The 22,852-nt window shown below is 42.6% G+C and carries 18 protein-coding genes and 1 other annotated feature; all 18 genes read right to left on the bottom strand.

Annotated elements, in window-relative coordinates; translation table 11 throughout:
• Position 1: 1 nt before the first annotated feature.
• Entirely contained in the window at positions 2-346 is a 345-nt protein-coding gene (mmdD, locus tag G344_RS0102300; protein WP_028254785.1) for a methylmalonyl-CoA decarboxylase subunit delta, read from the bottom strand.
• A gap of 72 nt (positions 347-418) precedes the next feature.
• Entirely contained in the window at positions 419-1,948 is a 1,530-nt protein-coding gene (gene mmdA, locus G344_RS0102305) for a methylmalonyl-CoA decarboxylase subunit alpha (protein WP_028254786.1), read from the bottom strand.
• 38 nt (positions 1,949-1,986) lie between these two features.
• Positions 1,987-2,409, bottom strand: a complete 423-nt coding sequence (gene mce, locus G344_RS0102310) for a methylmalonyl-CoA epimerase (RefSeq protein WP_028254787.1) — start codon at positions 2,407-2,409, stop codon at positions 1,987-1,989.
• Positions 2,410-2,455: 46 nt separating this feature from the next.
• Entirely contained in the window at positions 2,456-3,397 is a 942-nt protein-coding gene (gene meaB / locus G344_RS0102315) for a methylmalonyl Co-A mutase-associated GTPase MeaB (RefSeq protein WP_028254788.1), read from the bottom strand.
• A 91-nt stretch (positions 3,398-3,488) separates the two neighbouring features.
• Positions 3,489-3,884, bottom strand: a complete 396-nt coding sequence (locus tag G344_RS0102320; protein WP_028254789.1) for a cobalamin B12-binding domain-containing protein — start codon at positions 3,882-3,884, stop codon at positions 3,489-3,491.
• A 36-nt stretch (positions 3,885-3,920) separates the two neighbouring features.
• Complete coding sequence (locus G344_RS0102325) at positions 3,921-5,567, bottom strand: acyl-CoA mutase large subunit family protein (RefSeq protein WP_028254790.1); 1,647 nt, start codon at positions 5,565-5,567, stop codon at positions 3,921-3,923.
• A 28-nt stretch (positions 5,568-5,595) separates the two neighbouring features.
• On the bottom strand, positions 5,596-7,098 hold the full coding sequence (locus G344_RS0102330; RefSeq protein WP_028254791.1) for an acetyl-CoA hydrolase/transferase family protein: 1,503 nt from the start codon (positions 7,096-7,098) through the stop codon (positions 5,596-5,598).
• Between the two features lie 423 nt (positions 7,099-7,521).
• On the bottom strand, positions 7,522-8,676 hold the full coding sequence (locus tag G344_RS0102335; RefSeq protein WP_244869478.1) for an O-antigen ligase family protein: 1,155 nt from the start codon (positions 8,674-8,676) through the stop codon (positions 7,522-7,524).
• A 129-nt stretch (positions 8,677-8,805) separates the two neighbouring features.
• A complete protein-coding gene (locus tag G344_RS0102340) occupies positions 8,806-10,098 on the bottom strand; it encodes a bifunctional folylpolyglutamate synthase/dihydrofolate synthase (RefSeq protein ID WP_028254793.1) in 1,293 nt (430 codons plus the stop codon).
• A gap of 9 nt (positions 10,099-10,107) precedes the next feature.
• The gene (locus tag G344_RS0102345) at positions 10,108-12,765 is read right to left on the bottom strand and encodes a valine--tRNA ligase (protein WP_028254794.1); all 2,658 of its coding nucleotides are present in this window, start codon (positions 12,763-12,765) and stop codon (positions 10,108-10,110) included.
• A gap of 35 nt (positions 12,766-12,800) precedes the next feature.
• Positions 12,801-13,028: a binding site (T-box leader), on the bottom strand.
• 114 nt (positions 13,029-13,142) lie between these two features.
• Positions 13,143-13,997 (bottom strand): twin-arginine translocase subunit TatC, encoded by an 855-nt coding sequence (tatC, locus tag G344_RS0102350; RefSeq protein ID WP_028254795.1) that lies wholly within the window; start codon positions 13,995-13,997, stop codon positions 13,143-13,145.
• A gap of 2 nt (positions 13,998-13,999) precedes the next feature.
• On the bottom strand, positions 14,000-14,971 hold the full coding sequence (locus G344_RS0102355; RefSeq protein WP_028254796.1) for a polyprenyl synthetase family protein: 972 nt from the start codon (positions 14,969-14,971) through the stop codon (positions 14,000-14,002).
• A complete protein-coding gene (gene yihA / locus G344_RS0102360) occupies positions 14,968-15,663 on the bottom strand; it encodes a ribosome biogenesis GTP-binding protein YihA/YsxC (RefSeq protein ID WP_028254797.1) in 696 nt (231 codons plus the stop codon). Before yihA ends, G344_RS0102355 begins: the two co-directional genes overlap by 4 nt.
• Entirely contained in the window at positions 15,660-17,972 is a 2,313-nt protein-coding gene (gene lon, locus G344_RS0102365) for an endopeptidase La (protein ID WP_028254798.1), read from the bottom strand. The genes yihA and lon overlap by 4 nt, the downstream gene beginning before the upstream one ends.
• 96 nt (positions 17,973-18,068) lie before the next feature.
• A complete protein-coding gene (clpX, locus tag G344_RS0102370; RefSeq protein ID WP_028254799.1) occupies positions 18,069-19,295 on the bottom strand; it encodes an ATP-dependent protease ATP-binding subunit ClpX in 1,227 nt (408 codons plus the stop codon).
• A 15-nt stretch (positions 19,296-19,310) separates the two neighbouring features.
• A complete protein-coding gene (gene clpP, locus G344_RS0102375) occupies positions 19,311-19,904 on the bottom strand; it encodes an ATP-dependent Clp endopeptidase proteolytic subunit ClpP (protein ID WP_028254800.1) in 594 nt (197 codons plus the stop codon).
• Positions 19,905-19,946: 42 nt separating this feature from the next.
• On the bottom strand, positions 19,947-21,278 hold the full coding sequence (gene tig, locus G344_RS0102380) for a trigger factor (protein WP_028254801.1): 1,332 nt from the start codon (positions 21,276-21,278) through the stop codon (positions 19,947-19,949).
• Between the two features lie 325 nt (positions 21,279-21,603).
• A partial coding sequence (locus tag G344_RS0102385; protein ID WP_028254802.1) for a YadA-like family protein occupies positions 21,604-22,852 on the bottom strand: 1,249 nt, incomplete at its 5' end.

Consider the following 22,852-nt stretch of genomic DNA (forward strand, 5'->3'; position numbering starts at 1 on the left):
ATTACGTCCTTCCGGTAAGTCGTCCGTCGAGCTTCCAACTATTACTAATTGCTGGTCTAATAGATGCAATTCGGTCAGACGAATATCCCATTGCACAGATAGCGGCAGTGATAACTGCTACGATTTCTTCGTCGTTAGACGTTGCAACAGGCTGTTCAACCGATTTGGTCGATTCCGTAGCCGGGGCAGGCACAACCGTTTCAGCTTTTACCGGTTTTTTTTTGGTCGGGTCGATAATATATATCAACTTCATTAGAAAACCTAGGCAAATCAGGACGCCGAAAACAACGGTCATATTTATGGCCATTACCAGCCAAGGATTCGTAGTAACTACATGTCCTTCCATGCTCTCCACCCTTTCTTATAATGATAAGTCGTCATAAGCAATATATGCTTTGAACTTGCATATTATACCATATTATAATGGAATATTGCCATGTTTCTTAGGCGGACGAGCTTCGCGTTTGCTTGCAAGCATTGCTAACGCGTTAATAACAGCCGGACGAGTCTGTTTTGGTTCAATAACTACGTCTACGAAGCCACGTTCAGCAGCTTTATACGGAGTTGCGAATTCTTCAACATACTTAGCTGTTTTTTCTTCTTTATCTTCGTCCTTCTTGAAGATAATATTAGCTGCACCTGCCGGTCCCATAACTGCAATTTCAGAAGTTGGCCATGCATAAACCTGATCAGCACCAAGGTCTTGAGAACACATAGCAAGGTAGGAACCGCCGTAAGCTTTACGAGTAATAACAGTAATCTTAGGTACAGTTGCTTCGGAATATGCGTAAAGCATTTTAGCACCATGACGAATGATGCCGCCCCATTCCTGATTAGTACCCGGTAAGAAACCAGGAACGTCAACAAAGTTAACAATAGGGATGTTAAATGCATCACAGAAACGGATAAAGCGTGAAGATTTATCAGAAGCATTGATGTCAAGGCAACCAGCCATTACACGCGGTTGGTTAGCAATGATACCTACGCTCTGTCCATCAAAACGAGCGAAGCAAGTAATGATGTTCTGTGCATAGAACGGCTGAACTTCATAGTATTCACCATTATCTACGCACGCACGAATTACATCAAACATATCATAAGGCATGTTGCTGTTGTCCGGAAGCAAGCTGTTAAGAGCTTCATCTTCGCGAGTCGGATCATCACCAGTTTCAACAATCGGAGCATCTTCCAAGTTATTGCTCGGTAAGAAGCTTAACAGATAACGAATCTGAGCCAAGCAATCATCTTCATTTTCAGCAGCAAAGTGAGCTACACCAGATACACTGTTATGTGCCATTGCACCACCCAAATCTTCAGCTGTTACTTCTTCGGCGGTTACGGATTTAATAACTGCCGGACCAGTAATAAACATCTGGGATGTATTCTTAACCATGTAGATAAAGTCAGTTAATGCCGGAGAATAAACAGCACCACCTGCACATGGTCCCATAATTACAGAAATCTGCGGAATAACACCTGATGCACAAGTATTTTCAAAGAAAATTTTACCATAGCCAGCAAGTGCATCAACTGCTTCTTGAATACGTGCCCCGCCGGAATCATTAATACCGATAATAGGAGCACCCATTTTCATTGCCAAGCGCTGTACTTTAACAATTTTGGCAGCATGCATTTCGCCAAGAGAACCACCTTCTACAGTGAAATCCTGCGCAAAAGCATATACCAAACGACCGTCGACTGTACCGTAACCGGTTACAACGCCTTCGCCAGGAAGTTCTTTCTTTTCCTGACCGAAGTTAACGCAACGATGTTTTACAAACTGATCAAGTTCAACAAAGCTATTTTCATCAAATAACTTCAGCAAACGTTCGCGTGCAGTCATTTTACCTTTAGCATGCTGTTTTTCAATGCGCTTTTCACCGCCGCCCAATTTTACGACAGCAAGTTTTTTGTGCAATAATTCAATTTTTTCCTGAACTGTTGCCATTACTACACCTCCATGAATGTCATGTTTATGAAAAGATTTTATTTCATGCGCTGACAAAGTTCAAGAAGAACCCCGCCGGTAGCTTTAGGATGTACGAAAGCAATGGAGGAGCCGCCTGCACCATAACGAGGTTTTTCGTCAATCATGCGAATTCCCTTAGCCATCAAGTCAGCAATAGCAGCTTCAATATTATCTACGCGGAGAGCTACGTGCTGAATGCCGTTACGGCCGCCATTTTTTTCGATGAACTTGCCAATAGGTCCATCCGGAGTTGTAGTTTCCAAGAATTCTAATTCAGCATCGCCACAAGGGAAAAAGCTTACTTTTACTTTTTGTTCTTCTACAACTTCATCTTCCGGAAGATGTTCCATACCCAATGCATTTTTATAAAATTCCTTGGTTTCTGCTAAGTCAGTAACACCAATACCGATATGGTCTACTTGTAATACTTTGAATGCCATAGTTAAAATCTCCTTTACTTCAACGGTAAACCTACAATCCTTATGACTATGCCTTCAAAACTTGTTGCATAACGGTACTTACTACCGTATACGGATCGCTTTCTTTTTGATTTACCGCTTCAACTTGCCTATTGAATTCATCACCGACAACAATATTATCCGCAATATAACGGCCAATTTGTTCGTTAATCATAGCAATAATTTCGTCTCGCGTACGTTCTTGACGACGCGTTGCGAGTTCACCGCTATCTTCTAAAAATTCAAAATGCTCGTCTAATGCTTCTACCAACTCATCTACACCAACATCTTTGGATGCGATGGTACGTTTAATTGGCGGACGCCATGCTAGTTCACGGGAATCTAAATCGAGCATCATTTCGATTTCGACATTAAGCTTATCGCAACCGTCACGATCTGCCTTATTAATAGCAAACACATCGCCGATTTCTAAGATACCGGCTTTAATAGCTTGAATATCATCACCCAATCCAGGAACAAGTACAACCAGAGTACTATCTGCATTTTTTACAATATCAACCTCTGACTGACCTACGCCGACTGTTTCAATGATAACAAGATCCATGCCGAATGCATCCATCAGCTTAACAACATCGGATGTCTTCTTAGAAAGACCACCCAAGCTACCACGAGTTCCCATCGAACGAATAAATACATTCTCATTAAGAGTCAAATCATTCATTCGAATGCGGTCCCCCAAGATAGCACCACCGGAAAACGGACTGGTCGGGTCAACTGCTACGATACCGATTTTTTTACCTTGTGCTAAATATTGTTTAACAATTTTATCTGTCAAGGTACTTTTGCCGGCACCCGGAGCACCGGTAATACCTAGGATACGGGCATTACCCGTTTTAGGATAAATCGCCTTCATAATGTCTACAGCGTTGTCATACTCGCTTTCGACTGCAGTGATGGCACGAGCCAAGGCCAGTCGGGAACCGTTTAAGAGTTCTTTGACTAAATCCATTGGTTACACCGCCTTACTTATTAATGGATGGGCCCGGATGACTGTATCCGAGCCCTCCCGATACACTGTTACAATTTATCGATGTACTTGATTATTTCACGTTAGCTTTGATGAAATCAATTACATCGCTGGTCGGAGTGCCAGGTGTAAATACAGCTGCTACACCTGCTTCTTTCAAACCAGGAATATCAGCGTCAGGAATAACCCCGCCGCCTACTACCAATACATCGCCCATACCTTTTTCTTTCAAAAGGTTAACGATTTTAGGGAACAAAGTGTTATGAGCACCAGAAAGAAGGCTCAATGCTACAACATTAACGTCTTCGGACAAAGCTGCTTCAACAATCTGTTCCGGAGTCTGACGAAGACCGGTATAAATAACTTCAAAACCAGCATCGCGAAGTGCGCGAGCTACAACTTTAGCACCGCGGTCATGACCGTCAAGACCCGGTTTAGCTACTAATACTCTAATACGTTTTTCTGCCATGATATATTACCTCCGATTTAAGCTAAATGCCTCTGATTACAGTGTGGAATGAGCCTGGTATTCGCCGAATACATCGCGTAATACGTTGCAGATTTCACCCAAAGTAGCATACGTGCGAACTGCATCAAGAATCAACGGCATAAGATTTACACTTTCATCAGCAGCGCCAGCTTTCAGTGCAGCCAATGCTTTTTCTACTGCAGCGTTATCGCGTTCTTCACGAACTTTCTGAGTTTTCTTAGCCTGGTTTACACCTACGGAAGCGTCTACACGAAGAAGACCTTCAACCGGTTTTTCTTCAACCTGGAATTTGTTAACGCCAACGATTGTGCGAAGACCGGATTCAACTTCCATCTGCCATTTATATGCAGATTCCTGAATTTCCTTCTGAATGTAACCTTTTTCGATAGCTACTACAGCGCCGCCCATTTCGTCAATCTTACGAATGTATTCAGCAGCTTCGTCATAGATAGCATTAGTCATAGCTTCTACATAGTAGGAACCACCTAACGGGTCAACTACGTCTGCCAAACCGGATTCGTAAGCTACGATCTGCTGAGTACGAAGAGCAATCTGTACGGAAGCTTCAGTCGGAAGAGCCAAGGCTTCATCACGGGAGTTAGTATGTAAGGACTGAGTACCGCCCATTACTGCTGCTGCAGTCTGTAATGCAACACGAACGATGTTGTTATCAACCTGCTGCGCAGTAAGCATAGAACCTGCTGTCTGAGTGTGTACACGGAGCATCATGGATTTAGCCTTCTTAGCGCCAAAACGTTCTTTCATGATATGTGCCCACAAACGACGGGATGCACGGAATTTAGCAACTTCTTCAAGAACGTTGTTATGGGCATTCCAGAAGAAGGAAAGACGACCAGCAAATGCGTCAACGTCAAGGCCTGCTTTTAATGCAGCTTCTACATAAGCAATACCGTCGGCAATCGTAAATGCGATTTCCTGAGCAGCCGTGGAACCAGCTTCACGAATATGGTAACCAGAGATGGAGATAGTGTTCCATTTCGGTACATTCTGAGAGCAGTATTCAAAGATATTAGTAATCAAACGCATAGACGGTTTCGGCGGGAAGATATAAGTACCGCGAGCCGCATATTCTTTCAAAATATCGTTCTGGATAGTCCCTTTCAAAGCGGAAGCCGGAACACCCTGCTTTTCAGCAACAGCAATGTACATAGCAAGAAGTACAGATGCCGGAGCATTAATCGTCATGGAAGTAGAAACTTTACCAAGATCGATACCGTCGAAAAGAATTTCCATATCTTTTAAGGAGTCGATAGCAACGCCTACCTTACCAACTTCGCCTTCTGCCATAGCATCGTCGGAGTCGTAACCAATCTGAGTAGGAAGGTCAAATGCGCAACTAAGACCGGTAGCACCGGATTCGATAAGGTAACGATAACGTTTGTTAGATTCTTCAGCAGTAGCAAAGCCTGCGTACATACGCATCGTCCAGAAGCGACCGCGATACATCGTAGGCTGTACGCCACGAGTATATGGATATTCGCCAGGGAAGCTAAGATCTTTTTCATAATCAAAGCCATCAATATCGAGCGGAGTGTAAACTCTGTTATATTTCAGATTTTTACGTTCCGGGAATTTTGCACATACTTTTTCACAAGCTGCTTCATACTCAGCAAGTTTGGCTTTCAAGTTTTCATTAGCCATGGTTTTCATCATCCTCCTAAAAGTAAACTTACTTTTTCATGCTACCAGTTTCCTGGAAGCGTTTATGCCAAGAAAGGGCTTCATCCAACAAAATTGGTGTATGGGCGTGTTTTGTTGCAACAATAGCTCTTTCGAGGTAGTCTTCTAACATAGGTTTATAATCCGGATGAGCGCAATTCTTGATAATCAAGCGAGCGCGTTCAATTGGAGCTAAACCTCTTACATCGGCAATGCCTTGTTCGGTACAGAATACCAAAACATCATGTTCCGTATGGTCAATATGCGAACAGAACGGAACTATGGAACTAATAGCGCCACCCTTAGCTACAGAGTTTGTACAGAAGATGGAGATATAAGCATTACGTGCGAAGTCGCCGGAACCACCAATACCATTCATCATCTTGCTCCCCATAATATGAGTGGAGTTTACATTACCGAATATATCAAATTCGATGGCCGTGTTCATAGCGATTACGCCCAAACGACGCGCCAATCCAGGGTTATTGGAAATTTCCTGTGGACGAAGAATAATCTTCTTGCTGTATTCATCCACATTATCATAGAAGCGTTTCAAACCATCCGGAAACGGAGACAATGCTGTGCCGGAGCAAACTTCAACTTTACCAGCATCGATTAAGTCAAACATACCATCCTGAATAACTTCCGTATAAATGGACAAGTTAGTGAACGGACCTTTTGCTAATCCACTGATAACAGCATTTGCTACAGAACCTACACCGGATTGTAACGGCAACAAATTCTTTGGTAAACGACCATGTTTAATTTCGTTTTCAAAGAATTCAATAAGATGCAAGCTCATTGCTTTTGCATCATCATCAATCGGTGCCAATGGGCGAGTCGTATCCGGTACATCACACGGAACGATAGCTACAATCTTTTCCGGATCGCAAGGAATATACGGAGTACCGATGCGGTTACCAGCTGCGAAAATCGGAATTGGCTGACGATGCGGCGGATCCAAAGGTTCATAAATATCATGCATGCCTACCAAAGAAAGAGGCTGACTTACATTGACTTCTACAATAACCTTCTTTGCCTGACTAACAAATGTGGGAGTATTACCTACCGATGTTGTCGGAACAATACCGCCATCTTCACGAATACATGCCGCTTCCACAATTGCTACATCGCAATCTCCGTAGAATCCGTAGCGTACCTGCTGTGCCATATGGCTCAAATGCATGTCTACATAGCGCACCTTTTCAGCATTTAATGCTTTACGCATGTCGGAGTTTGTCTGGTACGGGAAACGACGACGAATACCGTTTACACGAACCAAAGCACCATCCGCTTCATCGCCTACAGAAGCACCAGTCCAAAGATCAATTTGGAACGGATCAGATTCCATACGTTTTGCCAACGCAACCGGAACTGCCTTTGGATAACCCGAAGGAGTAAACCCGCTAATACCAACTTTGTCTCCAGGATTGATCAACTGAGCTGCTTCTTCCGCCGTTTTAATTTTGGCTTGGAGAGCGCCGCCCTGTACACGATCGAGGATGTTAATCATTATTACCATCTCCTTTAAAAGTTTGAACGACAATCTTCTACTTTCTCATTCCAACACTTAATAGTATTCGACAAAAGTTTGAAAACTCCTCTTTTTTGCTTTAATTATTTTCAAGCTTGTCACTATATCTAATATGTTCGAAATAGCTAAAGTATGTCTTTCTTAATGTATATCTCTTCAGAGATATATCTCAAACCATGGCTTATGATAGGAGAATTTGCGTCTATTGTCAACCCATATTCCGAATACGCATTTCTATCAAAATAAAAATGGGTACCATGCAGACAACGCATGATACCCATCAAATTTTATAATATATAACACAAACTATTTTAACATCATGTTTAACATGTTCGATAAAGAAATTATAAAAAATTTATTTATACTTCTTATTTGTCCTTCTTATTTTCACAGGGCTATTATCTACTGAATATCATTGTTACGTTCTTTTATTACCGCAGCCACCCATCCAAGTAATTGCCAAAAAATAATAGATACCTGATGACTGAATAAATCGTGATCAAATACACCACTTACGGTAATTCCTACCAACACAGCACCAATGCCATACGCTGCGATATGATGCAGAGCTTCCGGAGACATCCCACGAGCTTTAATCGCATGTATATAAATAGCACCAAAATAAAATAATGCTCCCGGAATACCTATTTCCGCCAGTACATTTAAAAACATATTGTGTGCGTGATAAATAATCGTATGCGTATCTTGAATAAAATAATTATAGTCAGGATATACAAACCAGAACGCATCCCATCCGATTCCCAGCAACGGATGATCATAAATCATGTAGGTAGTACTATCCCATAGTGCCCAACGCAATACTACCGATGTATCCTCACCACTGAATAGGGACCACAGTCGCGACGCTACTTCGCCGTGATAAAAGAAAAGAACCCATGGTATCGCCAAAAGAAGAAGCAATAATCTTCGATTGATTCGTATTCCCCAGTAAAGTACGACAAATGCCATACTAAGCCATATACCGCGCGAATAGGTAAGAAGCATACATACCGACATCAACACCAAAGCCGGAATCATCCAAAAAATTAGAGTCCAACGCCTATCATGCCATGCTTGTAAAAGTCCTGTTCCTGCCAGAGATATAGCAATTAAGAGATATTCACCTAATAAATTTGGGTTTTGCAAGGTGGAAAACATACGTCGTTTTAACCCTGGAAAATGTGCTGCATCTACCCACTGATCCATGAGAGTCATCTTCATCATTGTATATTGATAGGCCCCATATAGACACACGACAACAGCCGATATGACAAAAAGCCGTAAAAAGGTGCGCCACTGCGACGATGAGCGCATATAATGATACGTAAGAAAATAAATGCCACCATACATGCCTACGTTGTATAGCCAACTATACAGGGTAAATAACGGCCTTATAGAATTATACGTAGCCAGTAAACTCCATACCAGAAACCCTATAACCAACCACTGGAAGGTCATCGTCGGCCGTATGGAGCGATGATAGTGTATAACATCTACGCAAGCCAGTAATAAAGCACCTACTACCAATATATCGCCTAGCAACGGCTGTAAGGGCATACAAAAAACGACCCCATATAAAAGATACCTAATTAGTTTTGGTAAGCGTTCCTCCCACGTACCTGACAAGAATTCGTTCATAAGTGTCCTTCCTATCAACCTTACGTTGCATTATCAGAGCGTACCCAATTAATGCTTCTGCCGATGTGCCAGCCATTCTGAGGCTTCCCCCAGTATATACAGCGATCCAGCAACTACAATAATATCACCTTCATGGCTCTGCTCCATAGCAGCCTCCAGGCCGGCAGATACCGATGTAAATGCTCGTGCATGACATGGCATCTTTCGCGCTAACTCTTCCGGCTCCGAGCTTCGCGGCGTAGGTGCCGGTACTGTATATACTTCATCATGTGGACCTACAAGGCCACCTACAATCGCACCCATATCTTTATCCGCCAGAATAGCCATTACAATACGTTTTGGCGTTTCCTTAAAAAGCTCTCGATAAGTCATAGAAAAAGCCTCAGCACCGTTTGCATTATGCGCGCCATCAAATATAATCGTTCGTCCCTCAACAGAGCTAATTTCAAAACGTCCGGGCCACTTAGTTCGCGCTAACCCTTCACGCATCGTCTCGTCACTGATACGTTTCTCCGTCTTCATTAGAATGCGAATCACCATCGTCGCACAGGCTAAATTAACAGACTGGTGTATACCGGCTAATCCAGTGAACAATAAAGATTTTTCTCCTTTTTTATCCTGCCAAGTGATCATTTGCCCTTGCCTGCTTGCACTGCGGCTTTCAATGGTAAAATCCCGATTGAACACATATAGTGGTGATTTCATTTCCTTTGCTTTTGCTTCTATAACATCCAAAGCACCACCTTGAGCAGCGGTTACTGTAGGCACGCCTTTCTTTATGATACCAGCTTTATGTGTAGCAATTTCTTCTACAGTGGTACCACAATATTGTTGATGATCCACGGTTACATTCGTAATGACCGCTACTTCCGGTACGATAACATTCGTTGAGTCCAAAAGCCCGCCCAAGCCTACCTCAATCACCGCATATTCTACTTCCTGTTCCTTGAAGAAAAGGAAGGCGGCAGCTGTTAAAATTTCAAATTGTGTAGGGCTTTCCACGCCTTGTGCCAGCACTGTTTCCACAGCTTGTGCTACTTTACCGATAACAGCACCAAAAGCATCTTCCGTGATATGACGGTTGTTGACACAAAACCGCTCTGTATAGCTCACCAGATGAGGCGATGTATATCGCCCCGTCCGTATACCACTGGTAACAAGAACCGTATCAACAAAGGATGTCACCGAACCTTTACCATTCGTCCCTGTTACGTGAATCGTCTTATATGCTTTTTCCGGATGACCTAATACATCCAAAAGTGCTTCTATGCGTTCTAATCCCGGTTTAATACCGAAAGAAGAACACCCCTCCAAATACGTCAATGCCTCTTCGTAGGTCATGACTACCTCCTATAACGTCTTCAGGAATTCTTCTCGTTCCTTTAGAGCCTGTTGCTTTTGTTTATATTCAGCCAATTTGGCCTGTTCCTTAGCAACTACTTCGGCCGGGGCCTTAGCTAAGAAACCTTGATTTGATAATTTACCTTCTAAACGTGCAATTTCCTTTTGTACTGTTGCTTGTTCCTTCGCCAGACGCACACGTTCCTTATCCGCATCAATAAGATCCTTCAAAAGTAAGTATACTTCTAACCCATTGACAACCGTTACCGTTGCATTTTGCGGTTTTTCATCTGTGGAAGATAAAAGTGTTACCTTATCGGCCCAACCAAGAGTTTCAAAATAGTCACTATGTGATTTGATTACATCCGTCAAACTATCATCGGTAATAGACAAAATAACTTCACTTCGCTTACCCATCGGCACATTCATTTCTGCACGCATGTTACGAATGCCTTTGATGGCATCCATCATAACTTCCATGTGGGCAGCTGCCTGTGCATAGCCGGCAAACGGCAACGCTGTCGGCCACGGTGCCACTACGATACTTTCCCCTTCATGAGGCAAATGTTGCCAGATATGTTCTGTCACAAACGGCATAAACGGATGTAATAATTCCAACATATGACGTAAAATAGTTACCAGTACATACTGCGCTGTTTGGCGATCACGTCCGCCCTCTTTATTGTACAAGCGCGGTTTTGCCAGCTCAATGTACCAATCACAGTAGCTATTCCAGATAAAGTCATATACCGCAGCAGCCGCTTCGCCAAGTTCAAACTTATCAAGATTAGCTGTAATACGTTCTACTGCGTTGTTGTACGATTCAATAATCCAACGGTCTGCCAACGTCAAATCATCTTCACTCGGCACAAAGGATTCGTCATAACCATCTAGGTTCATTATAACAAACTTAGCTGCATTCCAAATCTTATTGGCAAAGTTGCGATTTGCCTCTACCCGTTCCATGTAGAAACGCATATCGTTGCCCGGCGTATTCCCGGTTACCAACGTAAAACGCAACGCATCGGCACCGTATTCGGAAATAACATCCAACGGATTAATACCGTTGCCCAAGGACTTACTCATTTTACGACCTTGGCTATCACGTACCAAGCCGTGAATAAACACATGCTTGAACGGAATTTCATCCATGAATTCCAAGGCAGAGAAAATCATACGGGCCACCCAGAAAAAGATGATATCATACCCCGTTACCAACACACTTGTAGGATACCAATGCTTCAATTCAGCCGTCGATTCCGGCCATCCCATTGTCGCAAAAGGCCATAAGCCCGAGCTAAACCAGGTATCCAGCACGTCCGGATCTTGCGTTACATGACCGCCGCAATGTGGACAAACCGTAATATCTTCACGAGAAACCGTCACTTCACCGCACTCATCGCAATACCAAGCCGGGATACGGTGTCCCCACCATAGTTGACGAGAAATACACCAATCTCGAATATTTTCCAACCAATTTGTATATGTTTTGGTAAAACGTTCCGGTACAAATTCAATATTGCCATCTTGTACTGTTTTAAGGGCCGGCTTAGCCAATGGTTCCATTTTTACAAACCATTGCTTGGATACTAGCGGTTCTACAATAGTATCGCAACGCGAACAATGACCTACACTATGATCATGTTCTTCTATTTTTACCAGTAACCCCATGTCCTGCAATTCATTCACTACTTGCTTGCGTGCTTCTTCACGAGTCAACCCGCTGAATTTACCGGCACCATCATTCATAGTGCCATCCAAATTCATAACCACAATGGATTCCAAATTGTGGCGCTGTCCCATTTCAAAGTCATTCGGGTCATGAGCAGGTGTGATTTTAACGCACCCCGTACCAAAAGCCGGATCTACATAACTATCGGCAATAACCGGTATTTCTCGTTCTACAAATGGCAATACCAATGTCTTACCAATCAATGCATTATATCGTTCATCCTCCGGATTAACAGCTACCGCTACGTCACCGAACATTGTTTCCGGTCGTGTCGTGGCTACTGTCACGAAGACGCCGTCTTCGCCTTTTACCGGATAATTAATAAACCACAAATGACCCTTTTCATCAGCATGTTCTACTTCAATATCGCTAAGAGCCGTATGGCAACTTGGGCACCAATTGGTAATACGTTCACCGCGATAAATTAATCCTTTTTCATAGAGACGAACGAATACTTCCCGTACCGCTTTATAATAACCATCATCAAGGGTAAATCGTTCACGCGACCAATCACAGGACGCCCCTAAGCTACGAATCTGTTTAACAATAGTATTACCGTATTCATGCTTCCACTCCCAAACGCGCTTTATAAATTCATCGCGTCCCAAATCATAACGGCTTTTTCCTTCTTTTTCTAATACGTTTTTTTCTACCTTTACCTGTGTCGCAATGCCGGCATGGTCCGTTCCAGGCATCCATAATACATTGTACCCTTGCATACGCTTAAATCGGATCAAAATATCCTGCAACGTATTATCCAGCGCATGCCCCATATGTAATTGACCCGTTACATTCGGCGGAGGCAATACAATGCTAAACGGTTTCTTAGCCGGATCTACCTCTTCATGGAAATAATTTTTCTTTTCCCAAAACGAATACCAAGATTGTTCAATCTCGGCAGGATTATATGCTTCTAAATTCTTGTACTCAGTCATACCTGTCCTCCAGTATATAAAAAAGCCCTTCGTCCTACTAGGACGAAAGGGCTTGACTTCCGCGGTACCACCTAACTTATTGTCCAAATAAGGACAATCACTCATTCGCCGTAACGGGGCTTTCCGGAAATAACTACACACCGCCAAACGCAGCTTCCCTATTTCAGCTTCGAGGCTACCCTTCTTGCCGTTCGCACGTCGCTCTCACCTACCGACGCTCTCTGCAGCGTAGTGCAAAAATTTTTCCTCTTCATCGCCTATTCCATATTTCTATGCTAAATCATAGCAAAAAAACGGTAGCTCTGTCAATTTCAGACACTACCGTTTTCCGTAACTATGACACTACATACAGATAATAGTTAATAGTGATGTTTATATTATTTCTTCATAACCCGAGATACAATCCACAAGCTAACCTCATATAAAAGTATCATAGGTAAGGCAATCATCGTTTGTGAAAACATATCAGGCGTCGGCGAAATAGCCGCACCGATAACAAAAGATAAGAAAATAAAAATCTTTCGCTTTTTCTTCAGCATTGCCGATGTGACCATATTCATCTTTGCCAAAATAATCATGATAATAGGCAACTCAAAAATAATACCGAAGGGTAAAATGAACGCAATAACAAAATCTACGTACTGCCCTATGGAAAACATCGGTTGCAGTTCATCAGTAGAAAAGCCGATAAAAAAAGCCACCGCTGCAGGCAATACGAGAAAATACGAAAAAACGATGCCTATCAAAAACAGAATAATAGCAAAAGGCAAAAACCAATTAGTCAAACGACGTTCTTTTGTACTGAGAGCAGGCTTTACAAATGCCCATACTTGGTACAGCCAAATAGGGGAAGCCCCTATAAGTCCGCCAACCAAGGCCACCTTCATATACGTAAAAAACGCTTCCGTCGGTCGCATATAGTAAAGTTTACCCGCCGGTGCAATCAATAGCTGTAGCAAATCATCCACGTAATAGTATGCAATCCCAAAAGCTATTACGATGCAAACTACAGAGATAATAATTCGCCGACGCAGCTCAGATAAATGACCGACTAATGACATAGCCCCTGCTTCGGCCATCATCTTTGCTTCCGACTCCGTATATACCTCTTTATTCTCTTCGTCAGCCATACCGTTTTTTAAGGCAGCCTGACGATTTCGCTGTTCAATCACACTGTTCAACGACGGTTTTCGCTTCGGATCGTTAAAATCTCGTACCCGAAATGCTTCCATAGCTATACCTTTCTGTGTGCTAACGACATCAATACGCCCCGCAATATCTCCTTGCCTGCAAAAGCCGGTAATGCCGTCAATGCATCCTGTGCCTCTTTAACATATGTCGCATTGAGTTTTTCCGCCTCTGTTACACCGCCTTCTTTGGCGATATAAGACATAAATTCCATTACATCGCCACCGGTTTCTATGCGTCGCAGTTCACCCTCAATATACGCCTTGTTATCCTCGCGCACTATAGCTAATAAGGGATATGTGAGTATGCCTTCCCGTAAATCTTTTCCCACCGGTTTACCGGCTGTTGCTTCCGTGGCCTGATAATCTAAGATATCATCAGTAATCTGAAAGGACATGCCTAGCGCATGGCCAAATCGTTTAAGTAGTACAATATCTTCCGAATTCCAATGCCCCAATATGCCGCCCAGTTCCAAGCACGCTTCAATGAAATCAGCTGTCTTTTTCTGCGTCTTGATTAAATAACGTTCTACGTCTTGATTAACGCGGAATACATCTTCCATCTGCAAAAATTCGCCTTCTACCAGCGCCGAAATGACAAAGGAAAAAATCTTCAAGCATTCAACAGAACCAATCCGAGCCACAACATCAAAGGCTTTTGCGAATAGATAGTCACCGCTTAAAATAGCTACCTTATTTCCTTTACTGCAATGAATGGCTTCGTGACCGCGACGCATAGCCGCTTGGTCTAATACATCATCATGGATTAACGTAGCCAGATGTAACATCTCCACTGCTGCTGCCACAGCTACGCGTTGGTCTTGATTAGAATGCCCTGCCAATGCAATAAGCAAGCACAGCTGTGCCCGTAATCGTTTCCCTCCCGACAAAGCCAAGGGCCTTATTAGACTATTAAAATCCTCAGAACCGGTATGTAACGCATCGGCCAAATATGCCTCAACTAACTGCAGTTCGCCGGCTATTATTCGTTTTAGGTTGTCATTTACCGATTCGTTCATTCCTCTTCCCCCACAATAACTGTATTAATACGCTGTAACAATAATTCCCGACCTGTGTGATTCAAAGAGCTGTACGCAATGGGTGCCGTTTTTGTCGGAAACAATTCTTTAATACGTCGCATATTGCGCTGTCGCTCGCTGCTCTTTAACTTATCTACCTTGGTCACTACAATTTGCAATGGAACCCCGGACTCCGTGAGCCATTTAAACGCCTCTTGATCAATGGGGAGCTCTGGATGGCGACCATCAATTAATAAACAAAGTAGCATAAGCCTATCGGAGTGTAATATATAGTCTGCGATAAACGATGACCAAATATCACGATTCCCCTTATCCGTTTTAGCGAAACCATATCCAGGTAAATCCACCAGAAACCAATGATACCTTAATTCTTCCGTATCGCTAATATCTTCCTTCGATGTAATGGAAAAGAAATTAATTGTTCTCGTCTTCCCCGGTTGCCCACTAACCAAAGCAAGCCCTCGGTGATTACACAAGGAATTTATCAATGATGATTTTCCTACATTAGAGCGCCCCAAAAAAGCAATTTCTACGGTATCACCTTCCGGGTATTGATCTGCCCGTACAGCCGAAGCCGTATAGGCAGAAGCTATAATACGCGGCCCCTTCGGCTCTTTTCGAGTATACTGCGGTGCCGGACCTCGCTTTACCTGTTTCTTTCGCTGTTTCATTTTGCAAACGCCTTTGCTAACACATCATCCATAGTTTTAACAGTAGTAATTTTTAAGCCTTTTTTTACAGACTCCGGTAACTCGGCTACGTCCTTTTGATTACCATAAGGAATCAAAACTTCTTTAATTCCGTGGCGCAACGCGGCCAACAGCTTTTCTTTCAAACCGCCGATAGGCAACACACGGCCACGAATCGTAATTTCTCCGGTCATAGCCAAATCGGACCGCACCTTTTTATCTGTCAAAGCCGACACAACCGCTAACGTCATGGTAATACCTGCAGACGGTCCATCCTTCGGTGTAGCCCCTTCCGGTAAATGCACGTGAATATCCGTATTCTTATAAAATTCCTTTGGCAATGCCAAATGTTCTGCATTATGACGAATATAAGCCATAGCTGCCTGACCGGATTCCTGCATTACCTTCCCTAAACTGCCTGTTAGGCTAAGCTTACCGGTTCCTTCCATCGTGGTAGCTTCGCAAGGTAAAACTACGCCACCTACAGAAGTCCATGCCAATCCGCATACCAAACCGACTTGCGACTCTTTTTCTCGCTCCTGCTCCGTAAAAATAGGCGCACCCAAATAATGCGGTACATTTTTTACTGTCACGCGAGGTGCCTTGCCATCGCCTTCTACGACTTCATAAGCAACTTTGCGCAACACTTTAGCAATCGTTTTTTCCAAAGTACGGACACCGGCTTCTCTGGTGTATTCGCTAATCACCTTACGCAGTACCGCATCGGACAGCTTCACATTATGACCATCCAAACCATTGCGCTTGATTTGCTTAGGTACTAAATACCGTTTAGCAATTTCTAGTTTTTCTTCTTCCATATAACTGGAAAGCTCAATAATTTCCATGCGATCCAAAAGCGGTCCCGGTATATTTCCGGCTACATTAGCCGTAGTAATCCAGAATACTTCGGAGAAATCAAAAGGCAATTCAATAAAATGATCGCTGAAGGTTTTATTTTGTTCCGGATCAAGCAACTCCAATAACGCCGATGACGGATCACCCTTATAATCAGATGCTAATTTATCAATTTCATCCAGCAAAAATACAGGATTCTTCGTTCCCGCATTTTTCATTCCCTGAATCATGCGTCCCGGTAACGCTCCTACATACGTACGTCGATGTCCTCTGATTTCTGCTTCATCACGCACACCACCTAGGGAAGCACGCACGAATTTACGGTTCATTGCTTTTGCAATAGACGTTGCCAACGATGTTTTACCAACCCCCGGCGGTCCCACCAAGCAAAGAATAGAACCACCTTGCGAGCCACTTAACTTGCGAACCGCTAAGAATTCAAGAATGCGTTCCTTAATCTTCTCCAACCCATAATGATCCTGATTGAGGATTTTTGCAGCCTCATTAATATCCAATCGATCTTCCGATTCTTTATCCCACGGCAATGCCAATACCCAATCTAGGTAATTCCGTAAAATAGTTGATTCCGGCATCATCTGCGGCATGCGGCTATAGCGAGCAATTTCCTTTTCAATACGTTCTCTGATGTCATCGGATACCTTGAGTTTACTCAACTGTTCGCGTAGTTCATTTGCCTCCTCATCGGGATCTACCTTATCACCCAATTCATCATGAATGGCTCTAATTTTTTCGCGCAAAAAGTATTCTTTCTGCTGCATTTCCATTTGTTGACGAACCTGATGATTAATTTCCTCCTCCAAATGAGAAATTTCCAACTCTGTATTGAGTACAGCAATGATTTTGTGAAGACGTTCCTTAACACCCAAAACATCCAAAAGCTGCTGCTTTTTAAATAAGGGTACCGGCAGCACCGATGCAATTTGATCTGCCAATATATTCGGATTCTGAATATTCATTATACGAGTAACTACTTCTTCCGATACAGACTTCGTTTCATCTGTCCACTGCAGAAATTTAGATTGAGCAAAACGGCGATACGCTTCTAATTCTACCATGTTCTCACCGATAGGCTTAAGTTCAGTAAAGGTTGCACTGTTGTATCCATCTATTAATTCGATACTATCTATAGCAATGCGGTGTATTCCCTCTACCAAAATACGAATAATCCCCCCCGGCAAACGTAGCATTTGTTTTATTTTAGCCAGTGTACCCACGGTAGCGATTTCGCTTTGCACAGGATCTTCGACATTCTCATCCAGCTGGGCAACCACAGCTATTAGGCGATCATCCGCCATTGCCTTTTCCACAGCTTTGATAGATTTATCACGCCCAATATCAAGTTGGGCGGTAACCTTAGGATATACTACCATACCACGCAGTGGTATCATCGGTAATATTGTCTGTGACTCGCTCATAGGGCCTCCTTTTCTATATCTATTTAAAAAGAAACTCATTCCATACTGAAATGAGTTTCTTAAACTTAGAATATCTTCTCGTTTTTTATGGCCGACTCATTTTTTGAGTATGGGCTGTGCTTCACCCTTAACGGCTTCGCGCGTAATAACACAACCGGTAATGTCTGGTGTAGAAGGTACATCATACATAACCCGTTTCATTACTTTTTCAATAATTGACCGTAACCCGCGAGCCCCGGTATTTCGTTTCAGTGCTTCCGCTGCAATTTCTTCTAACGCATCAGCCTCAAAGGTCAATGTTACATGATCCAGCTCCAGCATCTTTTCATACTGTTTTGTTAACGCATTTTTAGGTTCCGTTAAAATTCGAATTAACCCTTCTTTATCAAGTGGATCAAGCGTTACCGTTACCGGTAATCGACCTATGAACTCCGGAATCAAACCAAATTTTTGTAAATCTTCCGGCACTACTTCTTTAAGAATGGAGGCTACGTCTCGTTCCTCCTGCTTTTGAATGTCTGCTCCGAAGCCAAGTGTTTTCTTTGCGGTTCGCTTAGAAATCACTTTATCAAGACCATCAAAGGCACCGCCACAAATAAATAGAATGTTAGTAGTGTCAATCTGAATAAGTTCTTGATGTGGATGCTTACGACCACCCTGAGGCGGCACGGACGCAACTGTGCCTTCCAAAATTTTCAGCAATGCCTGCTGAACTCCTTCACCTGATACATCGCGTGTAATAGATGGGTTTTCTGATTTACGGGCAATTTTATCAATTTCATCAATATAAATAATACCTCGTTCGGCTTTCTCCACATCATAATCCGCTGCTTGTATCAGCTTCAAGAGTATATTTTCAACGTCCTCGCCAACGTAACCGGCCTCTGTAAGACTGGTCGCATCGGCAATGGCAAACGGCACTTCAAGCATTTTTGCCAATGTTTGTGCCAACAATGTTTTACCGCTCCCGGTCGGACCGATAAAAAGGACGTTAGCCTTTTGCAATTCAATATCATCAACCATGTTTCCCATCTGGAGTCGTTTATAGTGATTATACACTGCCACGGCCAATGAAATCTTAGCTTCATCCTGACCAATAACATACTGATCAAGGTATTCCTTTATTTCGTGTGGCGTCGGAACGTGTTCCAGCGTGAAGCCGCCATCATCCTGCATGCCCAATTCTTCATCAATAATGTGCTGACATACTTCCACACATTCATCGCAAATATATACATTGGGGCCTGCTACCAACTTGCGCACTTCTTCACCAGTACGTCCGCAAAAGCTACAACGTAATGTCTCTTTTTCGTCCTTCTTCAACTCTTGTCCTCCCGATTACTTATTACTCGGCAAAGGTCTCGTCAATACTTCGTCAATCAAACCGTATTTTACTGCATCCGCCGCACTCATAAAGTTATCGCGGTCCGTATCGCGTGCTACCACATCGATAGGCTGACCGCTATGGGATGCCAAAATACCGTTCAATTCTTCACGCATACGCAAAATTTCGCGTGCATGAATTTCGATTTCAGAGGCCTGCCCCTGAACACCACCGAGCGGCTGATGAATCATTACGCGTGCATGCGGCAAAGCATATCGCTTGCCCTTGGCGCCGGCTGTTAACAAAACAGCACCCATGCTCGCTGCCGATCCCACACAAATGGTAGATACATCCGGCTTAATATACTGCATCGTATCATAAATAGCCATACCGGCAGTTACTACACCACCGGGGCTGTTAATGTACAAATGGATGTCCTTATCCGGATCTTCCGCTTCCAAGAACAGAAGCTGTGCAATAACCAAGTTAGCCACATCATCATTGATGGGACCGCCCAGAAACACGATTCTGTCCTTTAACAAACGGGAGTAAATATCGTAGGAACGCTCACCGCGTCCATTCTGTTCAACTACAATTGGTACATACATGATTCACACCTCATTGTCCATGTACCTATAGCGACAGAGAAATTATTTTTCTTCCTCTTTAGCTTCTTCGCTCTTAGCCGTTTCTGCACCCTTAGCATGTTCGATGATGAAACGTGCTGCTTTTTTGCGAGCTACGGAGCTTGCCAACATAGATACACGGCCTTCTTTTGCAATAATATTCCAAACTTCCTTCGGATCTGCACCGAAGTTCTGTGCCATCGTGAAGATTTCCATATTCATGTCTTCAGTTGTAACCTGAATATTTTCTTCTTTAGCAATAGCTTCCAATACTAAATCGGCACGCACGTTTTCCGCTGCGTTTGCCTTGTATTCTTCCTTCAAAGCTTCTAATGTTTTGTTGGAGAATTTCAGGTAGTCGTCGAGTTTCAAACCGCGGCTTTCCATATTCATAGCCAATTCCTGAATCATCTGTTCAACGCGATCGTCAACCATGATTTCCGGAATATCTACTGTTGCATTTTTAACAGCCTGTTCAATCAATGCAGCATTGTATGCATCGATAGCACGGCCCGTTGCATCTTCTTCCATTTTTTTGCGAAGATCTGCTTTTAATTCTTCAATGGTATCGTAGGAGCTTGCTTCCTTAGCAAATTCGTCGTTAAGTTCCGGCAATTCCTTGCGTTTAATGTCATGTACATGTACCTTAAACACAGCTTCCTTACCAGCCAATTCCTTAACAAAATAATCTTCCGGGAACGTTACTTTAACGTCAACGTCATCACCAGCTACATGACCAATGAGCTGATCTTCAAAGCCAGGGATAAAGTTACCGGAACCGATCTGAAGCGGATAGGATTTACCTTCACCACCGTCAAACGGTTTACCATCAATGGAACCGGCAAAGTCGATTACTGCGAAATCATCTTTCTGAAGCTTAGCATCTTTATCGGCTACAACCATTTTAGCCTGCTGATTGCGGATGTTATCCAACTGTTCCTGAATCTGTTCATCGGTAACGGTAGCATCCTGTTTTTCAGCTTCGAGACCCTTGTATTCGCCCAAAGTTACTTCCGGACGTTTAGTAAGAGTCGCTTTAAATACAAGATCTTTACCTTCTTCAAAGGTTACACGTTCAATCTCAGGTTCGCTAACCGGAACAATTTCCTGTTCGCGCAATGCTTCATTATATGCACGACCTGCCAATAGTTCAAAAGCTTCTTCCAAAATAGCATCCTTACCGAAATTCATTTCCAAAATACGGCGCGGTGCTTTGCCTTTACGGAAGCCCGGAATATTAACCTGACCGGCAATGCGTTTTACTGCCTGAGCAATGCCCTTTGTCACTTCTTTAGCCGGAACCTCAATAGTAAGTGTTACCTTGTGCTGATCAACAGGATTTACAGTTACGTTCATGAAAATATGTCCTCCTTAAGGGTTACTACCCAAATTTATTTTTGAGATTTAATATTGCATTCCTAATCTTATCATAAAATTGCATGCATTGCAATTAATTCACTTACGCTTCTCCATTGACAAGTAAAATTACAATACATATTAAACAAAAACGAGGAATACGGTCTCATATGATAAAATCAGATTTCAAAAAACACCTTTATCAAAAGAGATCCGTATTCCTCATAAGCAAAATTATACTACAAGATATCCGTTACAACTAATCCTGCAACAGCAGCTAACTATTTTACCTAAAGACACATTCAGTCCGTACAATGCTGCAAAACTATTTTTGTAGTAATTGCTGTAACATGGCTTTCAAGTTTTCTACTTCTTCTTGTAATTTACTATTTGTTTCACTCAATGATTTGTTCGCCTTTTCTAATGAGTTCAAACGATTGGCTAGTTCTTTACTATTCACATTATTTAGCGACCTATTACTACCAGCCCCTATAGCAAAACCAATACCTCCGGATAATCCCCATCTACCTGTACTATCATATGTTGTAGCTACTTTGTAAGTAATATCTCGATTATTATTAATACCGGATATACCCAGTGCTACAGCAGATTCACCACCATAAGAACCTACTCCTGCCGAAATCATAATATTTCCATTCTCTAAACTTGAAATCTGTGGCATTCCAGCAGAGGCTAACGCACTAGCGGTACCTGCATTAGCTTGATGAGATAATTCAGTTAAATAGCGATTTAATTCTCTATTGTTTGTATAGTTTTTCTCTAAGTACTCTTCCACTGTTTGGCCCGATACAGCCTTCATATCCGTATTCGTACCAGTGCCAATCGTACCGTTTGGACTTACTTCGCTGATAATTGTCGTTTTTAACTCGCTCAACTTATTGTTAATATATGTTTTATTGGCTAAATCCTTTTCATTAATTAATTTATCCACATCTACATTGACAGTGGGCGTTGTATTCTTATCAAGAGCGCCACTAGATCCATTCACACCGCTATTATCACTACCTGTACCACCATTTCCACTAATATTTTTTTCATCATCTACTACCTTAAGGTATTCATTGAATCTCACACTGTCATTTAAACCAATCGCCCTCTTATTACCATCCTTATCTTCCACATAAAATAGCGTATTATTTCCGTCCCAAGTCAGTTGACCGCCTTTATTCTGAATAGTAATATTACCAATCACAATCTTATCAGAAAAATTGCCCTCTTTAGCAATTATCATATCTGTATTAACCGTTTTGAAAGTAGGCATTTTTGAAATAGCAATACGCAATGTGTCTCCGTCCGCTTTCGTCATCACATTATTTGTATCAAAATCAGCCCATTCAGGTGCTACAATCTTACCATTTTCATTCGAGGACTCATCCACCCCTTTAATAATTAATTTAATACCATCTTTTTGATTTAATGTTTGATTGCTCGTAAACGAGCCATTATTCCCACCTATCTTAATGGTATTACTCAAGGCACCATTATTTCCCGTAATCGTCTCAATGGCACTGTCTAATTGTCTCTTATTAACGGCATCAGTAGCGTCTGTTCCA

It is taken from the genome of Veillonella magna DSM 19857 (genome assembly GCF_000428745.1).
GTDB classification, from domain to species: domain Bacteria; phylum Bacillota; class Negativicutes; order Veillonellales; family Veillonellaceae; genus Veillonella_A; species Veillonella_A magna.